We start from the raw sequence: 16,017 nt of genomic DNA, 5'->3' as shown, positions 1-16,017 counted from the left end.
AATGAAAACACCTTATCAAAATATTTACAACGTACTCCGCTTGAACCGATTCATTGTTTTGGCAGTCGTTATTGGAGCAGTTTTGACCTGTATTGTTTCAGTAATTATGGTCATAAAACTTCACAAAGAATCCGTCAATAATGCCTTTGTGGTTAATTCGGACGGAAGTGTTATTCCCCTTAAAATGGTACAGCAAAATGAAAATTTAGAAGTAGAAGTATTATCACATTTAGAACAGTTCCATACCTATTTCTACCACATCGATGCGAGTAATTATGAAAAGAATTTGGAGAAAGCTCTATGGTTGGGGAATAGCTCTGTGGATGCACTGTACAGACAGAAAAAAGCAGATGGCGTTTACAACCGATTGTTACAATACTCCTTAGTGCAAAAGGTATTGAAAATTGAATCGAAAATCGATATCCAACAAGAACCCTATCGATTTGAGACCACTGTCATTTTTGAAATCAATCGGGGGTCGATAATCGACACCTATGAATTGAGCACATCAGGAAACCTAATCCATGTGGAAAGGAACTTTCCCAACAATACGCATGGGTTATTGATAACCAACTTTTTTGAAAACAAACTTAAAAAGCTAGAAGATTATGAAAATTGAAAGGAATAAAATCGTGTTCGCTGCCATCATTTTATGTGTAGTGCTGTTTATTGGCTCTTACGCCGTCATTGCATTAGGAGACGAAGAAGAACCAACGATTGAAAGCAATCAGATTCCAGTTCCGGAATTAGAAGATGAGCAGAAAGAATATGATTCCAAATTAGAAGCTCTGGATGATTTAAAAGAAGTAAGACAAACCAATGCACCTAGCATCTATGATGAACGTCTATTGGATTCCACAGGAGTGTATGACCCCGACTTATTGGATAAAGAAAAGATGCGAATTGTAGATAGTATCTATAATGAAGGACGTATCAGTTATTCCGATAGAAGTTTTAGAAAGCCCAAGGCGAAAATTGAACCAAGGTCATTTCAGAAAGATTCTATTTCTAAGAGTGATATGAAAGAAGAGCGTATGGTCCCTAAAGAATTAGGATTGGAACATCAACTGTTTTTTGCTTCAAATCCATTGGAAAATGAAAATCTTATAACTCAGAATACTGATGCTTTTATATATGTGCGAGTAGATGGTACACAAACCGTTCGGAATAATTATCGTTTGCAAATGCGTTTGACGAAAGATGCACTCATCAATGGCAATCCCGTCCGAAGAAATACACCTATTTATGGTTTCGTAAGTTTTAAACCCAATCGTACCATCATAGAAATTGAAAATATCAATCACAAACCTGTTAAACTGAATGCCTTTGACCTTCAGGACGGAAGTGAGGGTATTTACATTGAGAATGGTTTTAGGGCTGAAGCGAGACAGGAGGTAGTCGGAGATATTGTAGATGACATCAATATCGTTGGAGTGCCACAAGTAAGCGGAGTTAAAAGAATATTCCAACGTAACAACCGCAGCGTAAAAGTTATGGTAACAGATAATTACCAACTCATTTTAAAACCCATACTATGAAAACATACATCTCAATCGTAATCATTTTATGTTCAAACTACATTATTGCTCAACAATCATTGGATACTATTTATGCCAATAATAAAAAGAACGTAACACTGTTCTTTCCGGAACCTATTCGCCAGGGTATTACAGGAGCATCCAATTTTGTATTTACATACAATAGAGAAAAGGAACAATATTTTGGTTTGTTGCAAGCCACTTCAGGGACGGAAAGCAACCTATTGACCGTTACTAAAAATGGTCAGGTTTACTCCTATATTTTGAGGTATAAGGAACAGTTGCCAAAGTTAAATTACTTTATTACTACTAAAGAAAGCATTGGGAATGAGCAGCCCTTGATTTTAAAAAAGAAGCCCATTGCTCTGTCCCCAGATAGGATAGGCTATTTCAAGAAATTCAGTGCTCATCTATTGAAATCAAAATATAAACCTATTGCCACCAAACGTAAAAATGACATCAAATTACAGTTGCAAAAGATGGTTTATAATGCTTCTGAAGTTTACCTAGTATTAGAAATCAAGAACAAATCTGAAATTGATTTTGAAGTAGACTATTTAAACATATACAGAGTAAACGGAAACAATAAACGCAAAGCCTCTTATCAAAGACTTTTAATGCAGTCTAACTACACGTATGGAATGCCCAATACTATTAAAGCAGGACAGTCGCAGAGGTTTGTTTATGTGTTGTCCAAATTTGTTTTGGGGGATAGTGAAAAGTTGATGCTTGAGCTTAGGGAGAAGAAGGGGAGTAGGGATGTGCGTTTGATTACAAGTCTATAAAGGATTGTTGGCTAACTTTTCTTTCAATATTTCCATATCATCCATTACCTTTCGGTCGATTATTTTGGCATAATGCTGGGTGGTCCTAAGATTTTTATGACCTAACATTTTTCCCACTGTTTCTATGGGAACCCCATTGGACAAGGTGACAGTCGTCGCAAAGGTATGACGAGCCAAGTGGGTGGTAAGATTCTTTTTAATATTGCAGCGATCTGCAATTTCCTTAAGGTAAGCATTGGATTTTTGGTTGCTCAAAACAGGAATCACACAGTTTTTATTGACCACCTTAGGATGGTTTTTATATTTCTCAATAATCGCTATAGCGGTAGGCAATAAAGGAATGGTAAAACCAGTATCTGTTTTGATTCTTTTTGATTTGATATAGAAACCTCCCTTTTCATCATTATGTATCTCCTCTGGTGCTAATGTTTGGACATCTACGTATGCAAGACCAGTAAAACAACACAAAAGGAACATATCCCTGACCACATTTAACCGATCTCCGTCAATTTCTTTTTCAATAAGCCTTTGCAACTCGTCCTTCGTGAGAAACTCACGTTCTACAGTTTTGAATTTTGCCTTGTAGTTATAAAAGGGATCCTTTGCAATCCAGTCGTTCGCCACCGCAATCCGGACAATTTTCTTGAAATTATTTACATATTTTAAAGCTGAGTTGTGGTTACAGGCTTTAGTTGTTTTTAAAAAATACTCAAAGCCCTTAATAAACTTCAAATTCACATTGCTGATGGGAATATCGGATACATGGTACTCCTCATTCAGATATTTGGCGACATGGCTGCGTGTGGTGTGATATCTTTTATAGGTCCCGAGAGCAAACTCTTTTCCAATTAACCTTTCCATTTGGGAATTGTGCTCATCGAAGATTTCCATTAACATCTTTGTTTTTTTTCCATTGTTCAGAAAGATATTCTTTAAGATGAGTGAGGATATAGGTGTATTGTCCTCAATAAGATTCTGGTGAATTCTGTTGAGCTTTGCAGTCAACGAATTTATATACGAGTTGATTTCCTGAGCAACTTGACTGACGCCTTTTACCCGTCCTGCTCTGCTATTCCATTTCTCTACGGGAACTTTCCTGTTTATACTTATTTCAGTTCGCTGCCCATCTACTGTAATTCTTAAATACACATTGGCATAACCTTTTTTATCAGCCTTACTTTTTTTGATGTAAAACAGGGTGTGGAATGAATTCTGCATTAAATGAATACATTTTAGTGTAATAAATATATAAAAAATAAATCAATATTTTTTTGTAACTTATTGATATAATATAATTTGTAATGTATTCGGTGTCACTAAAAAAGTGTATATAATAGACACCTAATAACGCCCTTACAGGATAGTTTTATTTGAATTCAATTGAGAGTAAACAAAACAAAAATACCCTGTAAATCATATGATTACAGGGTTTTTGATGAAATTCATCAGGTTTTCAGTGGAGCCGGAGGGATTCGAACCCTCGTCCAAACAAGCAATTGCAAGGCTTTCTACATGTTTAGTCCTTGTTCAATTTTCGATGCACGACCGACCAAAGACCGCCTATCGCACACTTAGCTTCTTAAAGTTTTAGTGTTAGTGCCAAAGCGAACACTAACCTTATGTTGACTTTTCTGGTGCTCCTAAACGGGTCGCCATCAACAAGGGCTGCCCAGGAACATCTCGCTTCCCTACCTAGTAAGGACGAGGCAAATCCTACTATAATTCAGATTATGCGGCAAGAGCGTAATTATTATCGCCAATTAAAAGTGTGAAACATGAGATTAACGAGCTGTATTCCAGCGCTCGACATGCTTACATTGCCATTGGTCTCGCTGTCAAAACCAGTCGGCCCCGTAATGAGTATTGTCATTCCCGCGAAGGCGGGAATCTCTCATTTTTTTATCAAAGAACCAGTGTCACTTCAAGTATCATGCTTGCATGATGTTTCAAGAAGTGGGCGTTTGCTCTTTCGCTAAAGCTTCGGAGCACCGGGCTATCGGTTGTGCATGGCACTTACCTCTATCCCTAACGCTATCACCTTTGCCAAGGTTTCGGTGAATATGGATTTGTCCTCCGTAGCTCAAACTCATTTTGGGCGAAGGAGGGCAAAGTTAACCATTTATCTCGCTTTAGGCGGAAAAGTTTGTTTCCCCTACCCAAACCCCTTATTTTAGGTCAATAATTATACCAAATCAAACATGAAATTTGGAATCATAAAAGAACGCAAAAACCCACCTGATCGTCGGGTGGTCCTTTCCCCAACTGAATGCCAAAATGTCCTAGAACAATTTCCCAAAGCAGAAATAAAAGTGGAAACCTCCCCAATTCGGGTGTTTGGTGATGCCGAGTATGAAGCCGCGGGGGTTGCGGTCCATCAGACTATAGAGGACTGTGATGTTATGCTCGGAGTAAAGGAAGTTCCGATTTCGGCACTAACTCCCAACAAAAAGTATTTTTTCTTTTCTCATACCATTAAAAAACAACCTTATAATCGGGACTTGTTACGTGCTGTGCTAGAAAAGAATATAGAATTGTATGACCATGAGGTGATCACAAATACGAAAGGACAACGTTTGGTAGCCTTTGGACGCTATGCAGGCATAGTGGGGGCTTATAACGGTGTGCGAACCTATGGTTTAAAATATGGAACCTTCAATCTACCCAAAGCAGTAGCTCTTCACGACCAACAAGCCTTGATAGATGAGCTCCAAAAAATACAATTGCCCAATATCAAAATCCTGTTGACAGGAAAGGGTAGGGTAGGCAATGGCGCCAAAGAAATGTTGGATGCTATGAACCTCAAAAAAGTAAACGTAGCCGAATACCTTTCTGATACTTTTTCAGAACCGGTGTACTGTCAAATCGATGCTTCGGAATACAACAAACGAAAAGATGGGGTTCGTGGCAATAAAGCTGATTTTTTTGCTAATCCGGAAGAGTATAAATCTAATTTCTTTCGTTTTGCCGAGGTGACCGATTTTTACATCGCGGGTCATTTTTACGGTGATGGGGCTCCTTATCTCTATACTCGTGAGGATGCCAAACACCCGGATTTCAAGATTAAAGTAGTGGCAGATGTCAGTTGCGATATCGATGGCCCAGTAGCCACTACCATAAAGCCCAGCACCATTGCAGACCCTATTTATGGCTACGATCCAGTTTCGGAATCAGAGGTAGATTTCAAAAAGTCAAATGCCATTGCCGTTATGGCGGTGGACAATCTACCCTGTGAACTGCCTAGGGATGCCAGTACTGGTTTTGGAGAAGCATTTTCAAAATATGTGATACCCGCTTTTTTCAATGGAGATAAGGATGGAATTCTGGAAAGAGCCCGAATGACTTCTGGTGGAAAGTTGACACCGAGGTTTAACTATTTGCAGGATTATGTAGATGGTAGATAGACCTGCCCTCTTTATCGATGTGAATAACTTGAACCCCTGTTAAATATGTTTTTTTCTTATATTGAACTGCCTTTATAACCAAAGCAGTGAAGTTCAACTGGTTGATAACCGATAATGACGATTCCCTTACCAAGAAAATCTGTATAGATTTGGAATACCGTCTAAGACCTAGAATTACAAAGTTCCTATTGTCGCAATATGATAGCGACTATTTGATTGATTTTTCCAAATTTCATTTCGATGTAGATTTCAAGAATCAATGGATTTGGATTTCAGAAAAAACCCCACGAGATTATATTGAACGTATCAAAGAAGATTTTGATATCGAGATAAATGGCTCCCATTTATTCTCGGTAGCTTAATTTTATCCCTACGAAGTTCTCATCCATCGGAACAGGTTAAAGCTAATCCATAAGAACAGACCAAATGCCATACTCATCAACCATGTATAGGCATGTCCGAGGCTAATACCCATCTGCGAGAAAAGTGTTGTTGGTTTTAGAAACAAATCCCATGAATTGAAACGTAAAAACCTTCCTGCGTAGATGCCATAACCACTCAGGAAACAGACGATAATTGTCACCAGATGTCTATTTTTTTGGATTTTCTGATAGGTGAAAAAATCATTCAAAGACAACACAAACAGAATAACGCCATTACAGGCAAATACGAACACCATGAAAAGATCAAACCACAACCAATTGGAATGCGGATTATGAAGGTGTATCAGGTCGGTAATTAAGTATGGGGCATTGGGAAGTAGCAACAACCAAGTTCCCCATAGGGCGTATGAGATTGCTTTAGAGGTTTTTCCATCAAAATACAATAGTATGGCTTGACTCAACATATAAGGCAGAACTGCCAAGAAGAGATTCCATAGTAAAAAACTGTAAAAATAGGTTTCCATGGTAACCACTCGGATAATAATCAGTACTACTGCAAACACAACAGAAGCAATTAACCGACCATAGTGCCAGAAGAAAAATCGTATAAGGTGCATAGGCAAAAAAAGAAATCCGCCCCCCAAAAAAAGATAGGGGCAGAAAAGTTATACTATCTGTTATTCGGTGAGCTGTTGGTTACCATTCCAATCAATTTTTCGCGAGGCGAACATGATTATGGCCAAAATGATAAACAGGCCTATACTTCCAACAAGTAGCGCATAATCTTCCAATTGGATGATAACAAAAATGAAAGCGTATAAACTAAACATGGAACCCAAAACCAGGAATGTGAACTTAATGTATTTGAGAATGGAACGGGAATACACCGTGATCAAAGAAACTACTGCAGTTCCGGAAATCAAATATGCCTTTAAATAGTTTTGATGCTCAGAGATGGAAATCAGAAGAGTGTAGAACATCACCAAGGCCAAACCTATCATTAAATATTGAAAAGGGTGGATAGGGATTTTACTGCTTATCTGAATGAGTAAGAAAACCAGAAGGGTCAAGCCTATGATCATCAAACCATATTTGCTGGTACGTTCAGTTTTCTGATAATCACCTATAGGGACCAAAAATTGGGTGCCAAAAGAAAATCCGGTCAAGTCAGGCAGATGGTCAAAAAAAGATTGTCCAAACTTTCTATTGGTTTCCAAAACCTTCCATTGTGCTTCAAATCCTTTTTCGGTTATTTTCTTACCATCGGTTTCGGGTAGAAAATTACCGTTGAAACTTGGCGAATGCCAATTGGATTTCATAAAAACCTGAGTTTTTTTACCGATAGGGATAAATTGCAGGACACTACTTCCGTTTATGTTGATCGTAGACGAAAAATCCATCGGAGTTTCAGCAATTTCTTCCAAATTCACCAAGTAAGAAGATTCCAGCGTGTTCATCTGTGCGTTGTTGAATTCTGGTTTCAATTCATATTCATTATCTACCAGTTTTACCTTTATGGTGTTTCGGATTCCTTTTAAATTGCTCGTTTTGAATAGCAAGGTAGCCTTGTTCCATAAAATGTCCTCTTCATTGATTTCCTTATTAGAGAAATCAGGCGTGGAAAACTTGCCTTGTATCCTGTTCTCAGAAGAGTATACAACGGATTCATAAATGCCACGCTCCAACGGCTTGGTTTTTACTTCGGATTTGATATTAAGATCTTGCGGAAAAAAGTAAGCGACGTGTCTTTCTGGTTTTTGGGAGGTCAGAAAAGTTTTTGTCTTTTCATCGTAGATTTTTTCTTCAATGTAGGTACGATAGGGCACTTTAAGAATTGGTCCGTTCAATGTGACCTGGGTTCCCCATTTGGTGTTGATTTCATCAATTACTTCGGTCTGCCTATATTTTCTTTCCCTAATGAGGTCTTTAACGAATCCCAGCGGAATCATTAAAATGAGTATTAAAAACCCAACGACTACCATTTTAATGGAAATCGAATTCCTGAACCAATTTTTGATTTTGTTTTTTGTAGAATTCATGATTTGATATTTAAAAGTACTTTGTATTTCAAAGTGAATTAATAAAAAAATTTAGTTTTGATTTTTGATGATTTGCTCCAAAGCTTCAATATGTTTTTTGAAGGCTAGCTTTCCGAGTTTTGTTGCAGCGTATCTTGTATTGGGCTTTTTGCCTATAAAGGACTTTTCAATTCTTATATACTCCGCTTTTTCCAAGGTTTTTGTGTGACTGGCCAAGTTACCATCCGTAGCATTGAGCAATTCCTTGAGTCTATTGAAATCAACTTCTTCATTAACCATCAAAATGGACATAATACCCAATCGAATACGATGGTCAAATAATTTGTTGATGTTGTCTATAAGACCCATGTTATGCCTTTTCTTCTTTGAAATAAATCAAACTCCCGTAAATAACATGAAGTACGCCAAATCCTAAAATCCAGAACCACAATCCATATCCAGGAAGTGCGGCACAGGTAAGACCAAGGACGATTTGAATATATCCCAGATATTTGACATTGCCAACGGTGTATTTGGAGGCATTGACCAATGCAAGTCCATAAAAAATGAGCATCAAAGATGCGGTGAGACCATAATGTTGACTGTTGAGTTTGATTAAAATATAAATGCCTCCCGTTACCATGGGGATTAAAAAATTGAGTAAAAGCCTTTTCGTAGTATCGTCCCAGACTTTTTCATTGTTCTTCTTTGCCTTTCTTGTGGTAAGCAGATATGCCGAGGTAATACTCAATAAGGCAACGCTGACCAAAGTGGTAACCAGCATTTTGAAATTCCAACTATGCAATACCACATAGTCTCCTTTCGGAAGTAAGAACAGATATGCTATAATCGCACCTAGAATTGCATATACTCCAGCCAGTATTCCTGAAAGCCCGCTTAAGGAAATGAATCGGGATGAACGATTCATCAGATTTTTAATTTCAGAAATGTCTTCTAAATATTTATTTTCTTCCATTTAAAAGTACTTTGAAATTCAAAGTTAATATTTATTTGAATATAATTCACTTTTTTTGATTAAAATCGTTGAACAACAACAAGACCATGTGAAATGAATCCAGCCGAAGAATACATTTTATCACAGCCTGAGCCCAAGCGCGGTATATTATTGCACTTGAAATCAATTATAGAAGCTGTGGTTCCAGCAGTGGATATGAAATACAAGTGGGGTATTCCTTGTTTTTACAATGGCAAGCATCCACTATGTTATTTAAATACATCTTCCAAGAAGGGCTATGTGGACATTGCTTTCTGGAACTCTGTCCACTTGACCAAACATGTGGAACTCATGATTTCAGAAAAAAGAAAGGTGGTGAAATCGCTTCGTTACCATTCTTTAGAAGACATCAATGATGAAGTATTGATTGAGGTACTTCAAGAAGTAAACTCACTAAAGGAAAAGGGTTTTTACAAAAGAGATTAAAGCTGGGTTATAACTTGTCGTATCGCTACCAAATCACTCAATAATTTTTCCAGCAGACTTAGGTCGAGCATATTGGCACCATCACTTTTGGCATTCGCGGGGTCAAAATGGGTTTCCATGAAGAGGCCATCTACCCCGGCAGCCACACCAGCTCGTGCCATTGTACCAATAAGTGCTGGGCGTCCTCCAGTAACTCCGGATGATTGATTGGGTTGTTGCAACGAGTGAGTCACATCCAAAACTACAGGTGCATATTGCTTCATAGTGGGAATGCCCCTGAAGTCTACGACCATATCTTGATATCCGAACATGGTACCCCTATCGGTAATCCATGCTTGGTCGTTCCCGGAATCGGTTACTTTTTTCACAGCATGCTTCATACTTTCGGGACTCATAAATTGGCCCTTTTTCAAGTTGACTACTTTTCCAGTTTGTGCTGCAGCTACCACCAAATCCGTTTGTCGTACCAGAAAAGCAGGAATTTGAAGGACATCTACGTATTCGGCAGCCTTTTCGGCATCATTGATTTCATGAATGTCCGTAACGGTAGGTACTTCAAAGGTTTCTGATACCTTTTTCAGAATTTTTAGTGCTTTTTCATCCCCAATTCCAGTGAAAGAATCAATACGGCTACGGTTTGCTTTTTTAAAACTACCCTTAAAAACATAGGGTATTTTCAGTTTGTTCGTGATCTCGACAACTTTTTCGGCTATGCGAAGGGCCATATCCTCTCCTTCAATGGCACAGGGTCCTGCCAATAAAAAGAAATTATCTTCTGTTGTATGTTTTATCTGGGGGATACGACTTAATTGCATACGTTTAGTTTTGGCAAAAATACTATTTTGAAAAAGTATCTGTTATCTCTAAGCACCCAAATGTACCTACTATGCGAATCTTTTTACTTCTTTTTGGGGTTTTCTCATCCCAGTGGGCCATGGCCCAGTTTGGGAAAAACTGTGAGATACGGCAAATTAAAATCAATATGTTCCACCCCGGTCTGGAATATGAAATGAGTTTAGGTGTGAATTCAACCTTAGACGCACGCGTAGCTTATCAGTTTTCGTTGGACCCGTTCGTAGCAGAACCCATTGAGAATTATAAGTTGTTTCCAGCAATCACAGTTCAAAACAGATATTATTACAATTTTGATAGACGGGCTACGAGCGGGCGTCAGATTTACGGAAATTCTGCCAATTATATAGCACCTTCAGCTTCGGTTTTTTTTGCAGGTGATGATTTTACGGGAGACGATATTCCCAGAAGTACTTTTGCAACCGCCGGACTAGTTACTGGAATTCAACGAAGTTATAATTCTGGATTGAGTTTTTCAGTAGACGTTGGTGCAGCCTATTACTTGGGGGAATTCAATGGTGGCATATATCCCGTTTTTAATCTGAGTGTTGGCTGGATTGTTAGCGAAAAAAGATGGTGCGTGGGAAGATAAATTCTACAGCATTATTTTTTTTATCACATCCATGTATCCTCGACTTACCCGAACAACTTCGTCATTGTCCATGGTAACATCGTAGCTTTTACCATATTTATTGAGTTCTTTTACGCGGTCTAGATTTATAATCGATGATCTATGCACCCGCAAAAAAAGTTGGGGATTCAACTTTTGTTCTAAGTCGGTGATGCCAAAATTACTTAGATATGTATTGTCCTGTGAATGCACCTTAGAATAGTCCCCGTAGGCCTCTACCCAGACAATATCTTCACATTTTATGGTTATAAGCTTCTTATTGTATTGGACCAATACTCGACTTGGGTAGGCCGTATCTTCCATAAATACGCTCTGCGCCAATTTTCCTATTTTGGAAGTATTTGCACTTAAACGTTCTATGGCTGTTTTAAAACGTTCTTTTGTATAGGGTTTTAATAAGTAATCCACCGCATGTACCTCAAAAGCTTTTAAGGCATATTGATCGTAGGCCGTAGAAAAAATTATCTGAGGAATTTCCTCTAGATGATTTAAGACCTCAAGACCGGTTTTTCCTGGCATTTGAATATCCAAAAAGACCAAGTCGGGCTTAAATCGATTGATTTCATTTATGGCATCCACGCCATTATTGACTTCTGCTATCAAAACCAAGTCTGGGTAATCTGCAAGGAACTCTTTTATAAGGATTCTTCCTGCCTTTTCATCATCGGCAATCAATACTTTTTTCACAATGCAAAACGGATTTTAAGCCCCTGTGGTTCGTTATCTAGTATTTCCATTTGGGATTGATACATTTTTTGAAGGCGGAAACGCGTGTTGGTTAATCCAACCCCTTTTCCAAAAATGCTTTCCTTGTCTTTAACACCGGAACCCGTATCTGCAATTTCAAACTTCAGCTTTTCATTGTCCTTAAAGATGGAAATAGAGATTTTTCCCCCGTTAAGTTCATTGGCGATACCATGTTTTACTGAATTCTCAACCAAAGGTTGGAGTAACATAGGTGGGATTTTTTCGGTATATAAATCTTGGGATACGTTGATTTCAATTTTCAAGCGTTCTTCAAATCGTGCTTTTTCCAGCTCCAGATACTTTTTGATAAACTCAAGTTCTTCTTCTAGAGGCACCCATTCTTCTTTGGTGGCTTTTAACTGATATCGGAACAAATCAGATAATGTTGCGATTAATGTTCGAGTCTTCTCCTGTTTGGGCGGCACCGAAGCATTAATGGTATTAAAAACATTATATAGAAAGTGCGGATTAAGTTGAGCTTTGATGGCGGCAAGTTCACTTTTCAATGCCACTTGTTTAAGTTCCCCTTCAAGCTTAAGCTTTTTCTGATTTTCAAGATAATGCTCATACGCATGAAAAATGCCGAATTGAATCAAATAGAAGAGTCCAGGGATGTATAAATCCCATACAGAGCTAGAACCCTCTAAATGGAACCATTCTAGGGCTTCGCTAATTTCATAATAGATTTTTTGCGAACCAAAAATGAAAAAGGGAAGAAAAACAATATGCAGAACCAATCGTTCCCAAAGCTTTGAGTTTTTTAGGCGAACAAACAGAAACCACCAAATAGGAATGGTAAAAAGGAGGAAAATAAAGTACTGCAAAGCACCCCCATCAATGAAAGCATACAGACCAAATAAGGGACTTAATTCTTTTTTTACATCGGCAACACTTAACCAAACGGTAAGGTGGTAAAAAAAAGCAGAAACAATGTAAAAGGCTAGAACCATCAAAAGTTCTTTCACCGTAATTCCCCAAATGATTTTTCTATTCATGTTTGGTTTTTTGGAAAGATACCTACAAACCTAGCTTTTTAAAAATACATAAAAGTTGAATGGACCTATAGGTCGATGAATTGCCCAGGACCATTTATAGGCGTATGGGTCAACTCGTCGGGTTGCTCTTTCAATGTCGTAACCAAATTCAAATTTTTGGGTATTCAATATTAAATAACGACAATCATGAAAACCATTTTGACTTTATTTTTATCGTTTTTTGCCGTAGTTTCTTTTGGGCAAAAAATATCGGGAACACTTAAATCTGCATTGAATGAACCTATTCCGTATGCTGCGGTAACCATTAATTCTCCATTAGATTCTTCCTTGGTGAAAGCCACCATAAGCAACGAAGATGGAACTTTTGTATTGATTGGAATGCTTCCTAGCGAATACTTGTTTAAAGTAACGGCTCTAGGGTATTCAGATTATAAGAAAAAAATAAACTACACCGGAGGCGATTTTGCATTGAACCCTATAGTAATGACCGAGGCTACACAAAACTTGGAAGAAGTAACCGTAGTGGCAGAAAAGCCTATGGTTCAAGTTCTGGCGGACAAAACGGTTTTCAATGTTGAGAACACCATCAATGCCACTGGGACCAGTGCTTTTGAATTGCTAAGGAAGGCACCTGGAGTAACAGTTGACAATAATGGAGGCTTCATAGTGGAGGGGAAATCTGGTGTTCAAATATTCATAGATGGAAAATTATCCGTTCTTCAAGGTGAAGATTTGACTAACTTCTTGGAAAGTCTTCAAGCTACAGATATAGAGGCCGTGGAAATTATTACGCAGCCCTCTTCAAAATATGACGCAGCAGGAAATGCTGGAATTATCAATATCAAACTCAAAAAAGATAAAAGTCTTGGGACCAATGGGACGTATAATACCGGAGCTACCAGTGGAGATTTTGTGCAATACAATTCTAGCATCAATTTTAACAATAGAGGAAAAAAGGGAAATCTATATGGAACGTACAGTAACCGATTCGGAAAAACTACAGGATTCTTAAATCTACTAAGAACCCAATCCAATACCCAATTTGATGCGAGGACCACAAGTATTTACGACAGAAACAGTAATAACATAAAATTGGGTTACGATTATTATCTGGATTCCAAGCATACCATTGGTGCTGTCGTCAACGGAAATTTTAATAATAGATTCAGTACAAATAACACAAGAACCCCAATTCGTCCCTTTGATGTGGTTCAAGTAGATAGTATCCTGGTGGCATTAAATCAAGTGGACAATACATCTTATAACATCAATGCCAACGTCAACTACAAGTATGCAGACACCTTGGGTCATAGCCTTAATGTGGACCTAGATTATGGAGGGTACAATAGTGACCGAAATGCGTTTCAGCCCAATACCTTTTTTGACCCTTCGGAGTCGGTTATTTTTCGGGAAACGATTACCTTCCAAGAAACACCCATAGATATTGAGATTGCCACGGCAAAAGTGGACTATGAACAGAATTTCCTAAAAGGAAAGTTGGGATTGGGATTTAAGCTTTCTTATGTGGATACGGACAATACATTTAATTTTTTCAATGAAATCAATGGGCAAAATATATTGGACGATACCCAAAGCAATCAATTCCGGTATACTGAAAACATCAATGCTGGGTATTTCAACTACAATCGCAAATGGGGCAAATGGAATCTTCAGGTTGGTGTCCGTGTGGAAAATACAATATCTGACGGAAACTTGGAGAGTACACAAGAAAATGAAAACAATAGAGTGGAAAGAAACTTTACGGATTTCTTTCCTTCTGGTGGACTTACCTATCAACTTAATCGAAAGAATCAGTTTGCATTAAATTATAGTCGAAGAATCCAAAGACCCAATTATCAATCCCTGAATCCATTCCAATTTCGATTGAATGAGCTTTCTTTCAGTGAGGGGAATCCATTTTTGCAGCCTCAATATACGGACAACCTAAAACTGTCCCATACCTTTAATTATAGATTGACCACGTCCATTAGTTATAGCCGAATCACTGATTTTTTCGCAAGGGTCACCTTAGAAGAAAGTGAAAGTGTAAGCAACCTGACTACGCTGAATGTAGCAAATCAAGAAGTATTTAATCTAGGGATTTCTTACCCCAAAAAATTATTTTCTTGGTGGGATGTGTACGTAAGTTTAAACGCTTTCATCAGTGACTATCAAGCAACCAGTCCAGAATTTTTGCCGGTTAGGCAGGAAACCCTCAACTTCTATGGACAGAATACTTTTTCTTTGCCCAACGATTGGCGTATTGAAGTTTCGGGTTGGTATAATTCTCCATCAATTTGGGGAGGAACCTATCAAACGGATGCATTGGGTTCCTTGAATGCAGCTGTTCAGAAAAAATTTATGGATGGTCGCTTTACAGCAAGATTATCGGTAAATGATATTTTGTTTACCTCTCCCTGGAGCGGCATCACACAATTTGGTGAATTGTTTATAGATGGTAGTGGGGGAAGTGATTCTAGACGAGTTGCCTTTGGACTCACGTATGACTTTGGAAGGAACGAAATCAAAAAATCCCGGAAACGAAAAACCGGTTTAGAAGACGAGAGGGGTAGGATAGGTAGTTAAATATTGGTATGGTGTTTGTAACTCTGCGCTGTAACTAAAACCTTTACACCAATGAAACATCTATTCATTCTACCATTATTTGCCTTTAGCTTGATTTTAAATGCACAAACCCAAAAAAATGTGGAGGACAGCCAGTTTAAAATCAATTTTCTGAATCCAGGTTTGGAGTATGAAGTTGGAATAGCGAAGGACCAAACTTTGGCCTTTGGAGCTGGTTTGCAATTTGGGGCCAATTCAAATGGCTATGCTTTTTTTCCAGCACTCAATGGGCAGTACAGATACTACTACAATTTCAAAAGGCGATTGGATCAGGACAAACGTACCCAAGGAAATTCAGCAAATTATGTTGCCGCTTCAGGGACCTTGTTTTTAGAGGAGGTAATTATTGGAAACCTAAGTTCCGGAGATGGTTATTTTGGCTTTGCTGGACCTGTATATGGTATTCAAAGAACATATCCCAAGGGTTTCAACTTTAATCTAGAATTTGGTGTGGGATATTATTTTGATAATTTTCTGGATGATGATGGTTTTGGTCCTACGGTAAGTTTTAGCATAGGATGGGTTCTTGGCCAAGGTAAGAAGCAGAAATAGTGTATCTGAAACACCTAAGAATCAATAACATAAAAAAAACATTTCCAGT

The 16,017-nt window shown here is 38.1% G+C and carries 17 protein-coding genes and 1 other RNA gene; 9 read left to right on the top strand and 9 right to left on the bottom strand.

Annotated features, from left to right (window positions below; translation table 11 throughout):
- Window position 1: 1 nt before the first annotated feature.
- Genes ACOKFD_RS07385 through ACOKFD_RS07375 form a run of 3 tightly spaced genes read left to right on the top strand, consistent with a single transcriptional unit; the run spans window position 2 to window position 2,323 of the window.
- Complete coding sequence (locus tag ACOKFD_RS07385; protein ID WP_422860645.1) at window positions 2-619, top strand: conjugal transfer protein TraK; 618 nt, start codon at window positions 2-4, stop codon at window positions 617-619.
- Window positions 609-1,538, top strand: a complete 930-nt coding sequence (traM, locus tag ACOKFD_RS07380; RefSeq protein WP_422860644.1) for a conjugative transposon protein TraM — start codon at window positions 609-611, stop codon at window positions 1,536-1,538. The genes ACOKFD_RS07385 and traM overlap by 11 nt, the downstream gene beginning before the upstream one ends.
- A complete protein-coding gene (locus tag ACOKFD_RS07375; RefSeq protein WP_422860643.1) occupies window positions 1,535-2,323 on the top strand; it encodes a DUF4138 domain-containing protein in 789 nt (262 codons plus the stop codon). The genes traM and ACOKFD_RS07375 overlap by 4 nt, the downstream gene beginning before the upstream one ends.
- Here ACOKFD_RS07375 and ACOKFD_RS07370 read toward each other — a convergent pair.
- Window positions 2,318-3,541, bottom strand: a complete 1,224-nt coding sequence (locus ACOKFD_RS07370; RefSeq protein ID WP_422860642.1) for a site-specific integrase — start codon at window positions 3,539-3,541, stop codon at window positions 2,318-2,320. The genes ACOKFD_RS07375 and ACOKFD_RS07370 overlap by 6 nt on opposite strands.
- A gap of 236 nt (window positions 3,542-3,777) precedes the next feature.
- Window positions 3,778-4,176, bottom strand: a transfer-messenger RNA (tmRNA) gene (gene ssrA, locus ACOKFD_RS07365).
- Window positions 4,177-4,521: 345 nt separating this feature from the next.
- On the opposite strand from ssrA, the gene ACOKFD_RS07360 reads away from it, so the two are divergent.
- A complete protein-coding gene (locus ACOKFD_RS07360; protein WP_422860641.1) occupies window positions 4,522-5,724 on the top strand; it encodes an NAD(P)-dependent oxidoreductase in 1,203 nt (400 codons plus the stop codon).
- An 86-nt stretch (window positions 5,725-5,810) separates the two neighbouring features.
- Window positions 5,811-6,086, top strand: coding sequence for a hypothetical protein (locus ACOKFD_RS07355; RefSeq protein WP_422860640.1), 276 nt, complete (start codon window positions 5,811-5,813; stop codon window positions 6,084-6,086).
- Between the two features lie 8 nt (window positions 6,087-6,094).
- Here ACOKFD_RS07355 and ACOKFD_RS07350 read toward each other — a convergent pair whose 3' ends face one another.
- From ACOKFD_RS07350 to ACOKFD_RS07335, 4 genes are all read right to left on the bottom strand, one after another.
- Window positions 6,095-6,670 carry a DUF1361 domain-containing protein gene (locus tag ACOKFD_RS07350; protein ID WP_422860639.1) on the bottom strand — a complete coding sequence of 192 codons (576 nt, stop codon included), beginning with the start codon at window positions 6,668-6,670 and terminating at the stop codon, window positions 6,095-6,097.
- Window positions 6,671-6,784: 114 nt separating this feature from the next.
- On the bottom strand, window positions 6,785-8,146 hold the full coding sequence (gene creD / locus ACOKFD_RS07345) for a cell envelope integrity protein CreD (RefSeq protein WP_422860638.1): 1,362 nt from the start codon (window positions 8,144-8,146) through the stop codon (window positions 6,785-6,787).
- Between the two features lie 51 nt (window positions 8,147-8,197).
- Window positions 8,198-8,494: a winged helix-turn-helix domain-containing protein gene (locus tag ACOKFD_RS07340; protein WP_422860637.1), complete on the bottom strand. Its 297-nt coding sequence runs from the start codon at window positions 8,492-8,494 to the stop codon at window positions 8,198-8,200.
- 1 nt (window position 8,495) lies between these two features.
- The gene (locus ACOKFD_RS07335) at window positions 8,496-9,101 is read right to left on the bottom strand and encodes a hypothetical protein (RefSeq protein WP_422860636.1); all 606 of its coding nucleotides are present in this window, start codon (window positions 9,099-9,101) and stop codon (window positions 8,496-8,498) included.
- Window positions 9,102-9,194: 93 nt separating this feature from the next.
- Between ACOKFD_RS07335 and ACOKFD_RS07330 the strand changes: the two genes are divergently transcribed.
- Window positions 9,195-9,566 (top strand): DUF1801 domain-containing protein, encoded by a 372-nt coding sequence (locus ACOKFD_RS07330; RefSeq protein ID WP_422860635.1) that lies wholly within the window; start codon window positions 9,195-9,197, stop codon window positions 9,564-9,566.
- Here ACOKFD_RS07330 and kdsA read toward each other — a convergent pair.
- Entirely contained in the window at window positions 9,563-10,381 is an 819-nt protein-coding gene (gene kdsA / locus ACOKFD_RS07325; protein ID WP_422860634.1) for a 3-deoxy-8-phosphooctulonate synthase, read from the bottom strand. The genes ACOKFD_RS07330 and kdsA overlap by 4 nt on opposite strands.
- Before the next feature lie 71 nt (window positions 10,382-10,452).
- On the opposite strand from kdsA, the gene ACOKFD_RS07320 reads away from it, so the two are divergent.
- Window positions 10,453-11,010 (top strand): hypothetical protein, encoded by a 558-nt coding sequence (locus ACOKFD_RS07320; protein ID WP_422860633.1) that lies wholly within the window; start codon window positions 10,453-10,455, stop codon window positions 11,008-11,010.
- 3 nt (window positions 11,011-11,013) lie between these two features.
- Here the strand turns inward: ACOKFD_RS07320 and ACOKFD_RS07315 are convergent, their stop codons facing one another.
- Window positions 11,014-11,736, bottom strand: a complete 723-nt coding sequence (locus tag ACOKFD_RS07315) for a LytR/AlgR family response regulator transcription factor (protein WP_422860632.1) — start codon at window positions 11,734-11,736, stop codon at window positions 11,014-11,016.
- Complete coding sequence (locus ACOKFD_RS07310) at window positions 11,733-12,791, bottom strand: sensor histidine kinase (RefSeq protein ID WP_422860631.1); 1,059 nt, start codon at window positions 12,789-12,791, stop codon at window positions 11,733-11,735. Before ACOKFD_RS07310 ends, ACOKFD_RS07315 begins: the two co-directional genes overlap by 4 nt.
- A gap of 186 nt (window positions 12,792-12,977) precedes the next feature.
- On the opposite strand from ACOKFD_RS07310, the gene ACOKFD_RS07305 reads away from it, so the two are divergent.
- Together ACOKFD_RS07305 and ACOKFD_RS07300 are read left to right on the top strand one after the other, a co-directional pair.
- A complete protein-coding gene (locus ACOKFD_RS07305) occupies window positions 12,978-15,377 on the top strand; it encodes a TonB-dependent receptor domain-containing protein (protein WP_422860630.1) in 2,400 nt (799 codons plus the stop codon).
- A 51-nt stretch (window positions 15,378-15,428) separates the two neighbouring features.
- Complete coding sequence (locus ACOKFD_RS07300) at window positions 15,429-15,968, top strand: hypothetical protein (protein ID WP_422860629.1); 540 nt, start codon at window positions 15,429-15,431, stop codon at window positions 15,966-15,968.
- The last annotated feature ends 49 nt before the right edge of the window (window positions 15,969-16,017 follow it).

This window comes from Flagellimonas ulvae (assembly GCF_049333175.1).
In the GTDB taxonomy this organism is placed as follows: Bacteria; Bacteroidota; Bacteroidia; order Flavobacteriales; family Flavobacteriaceae; genus Flagellimonas.
This window is presented reverse-complemented; position numbering and strand designations above follow the sequence as displayed.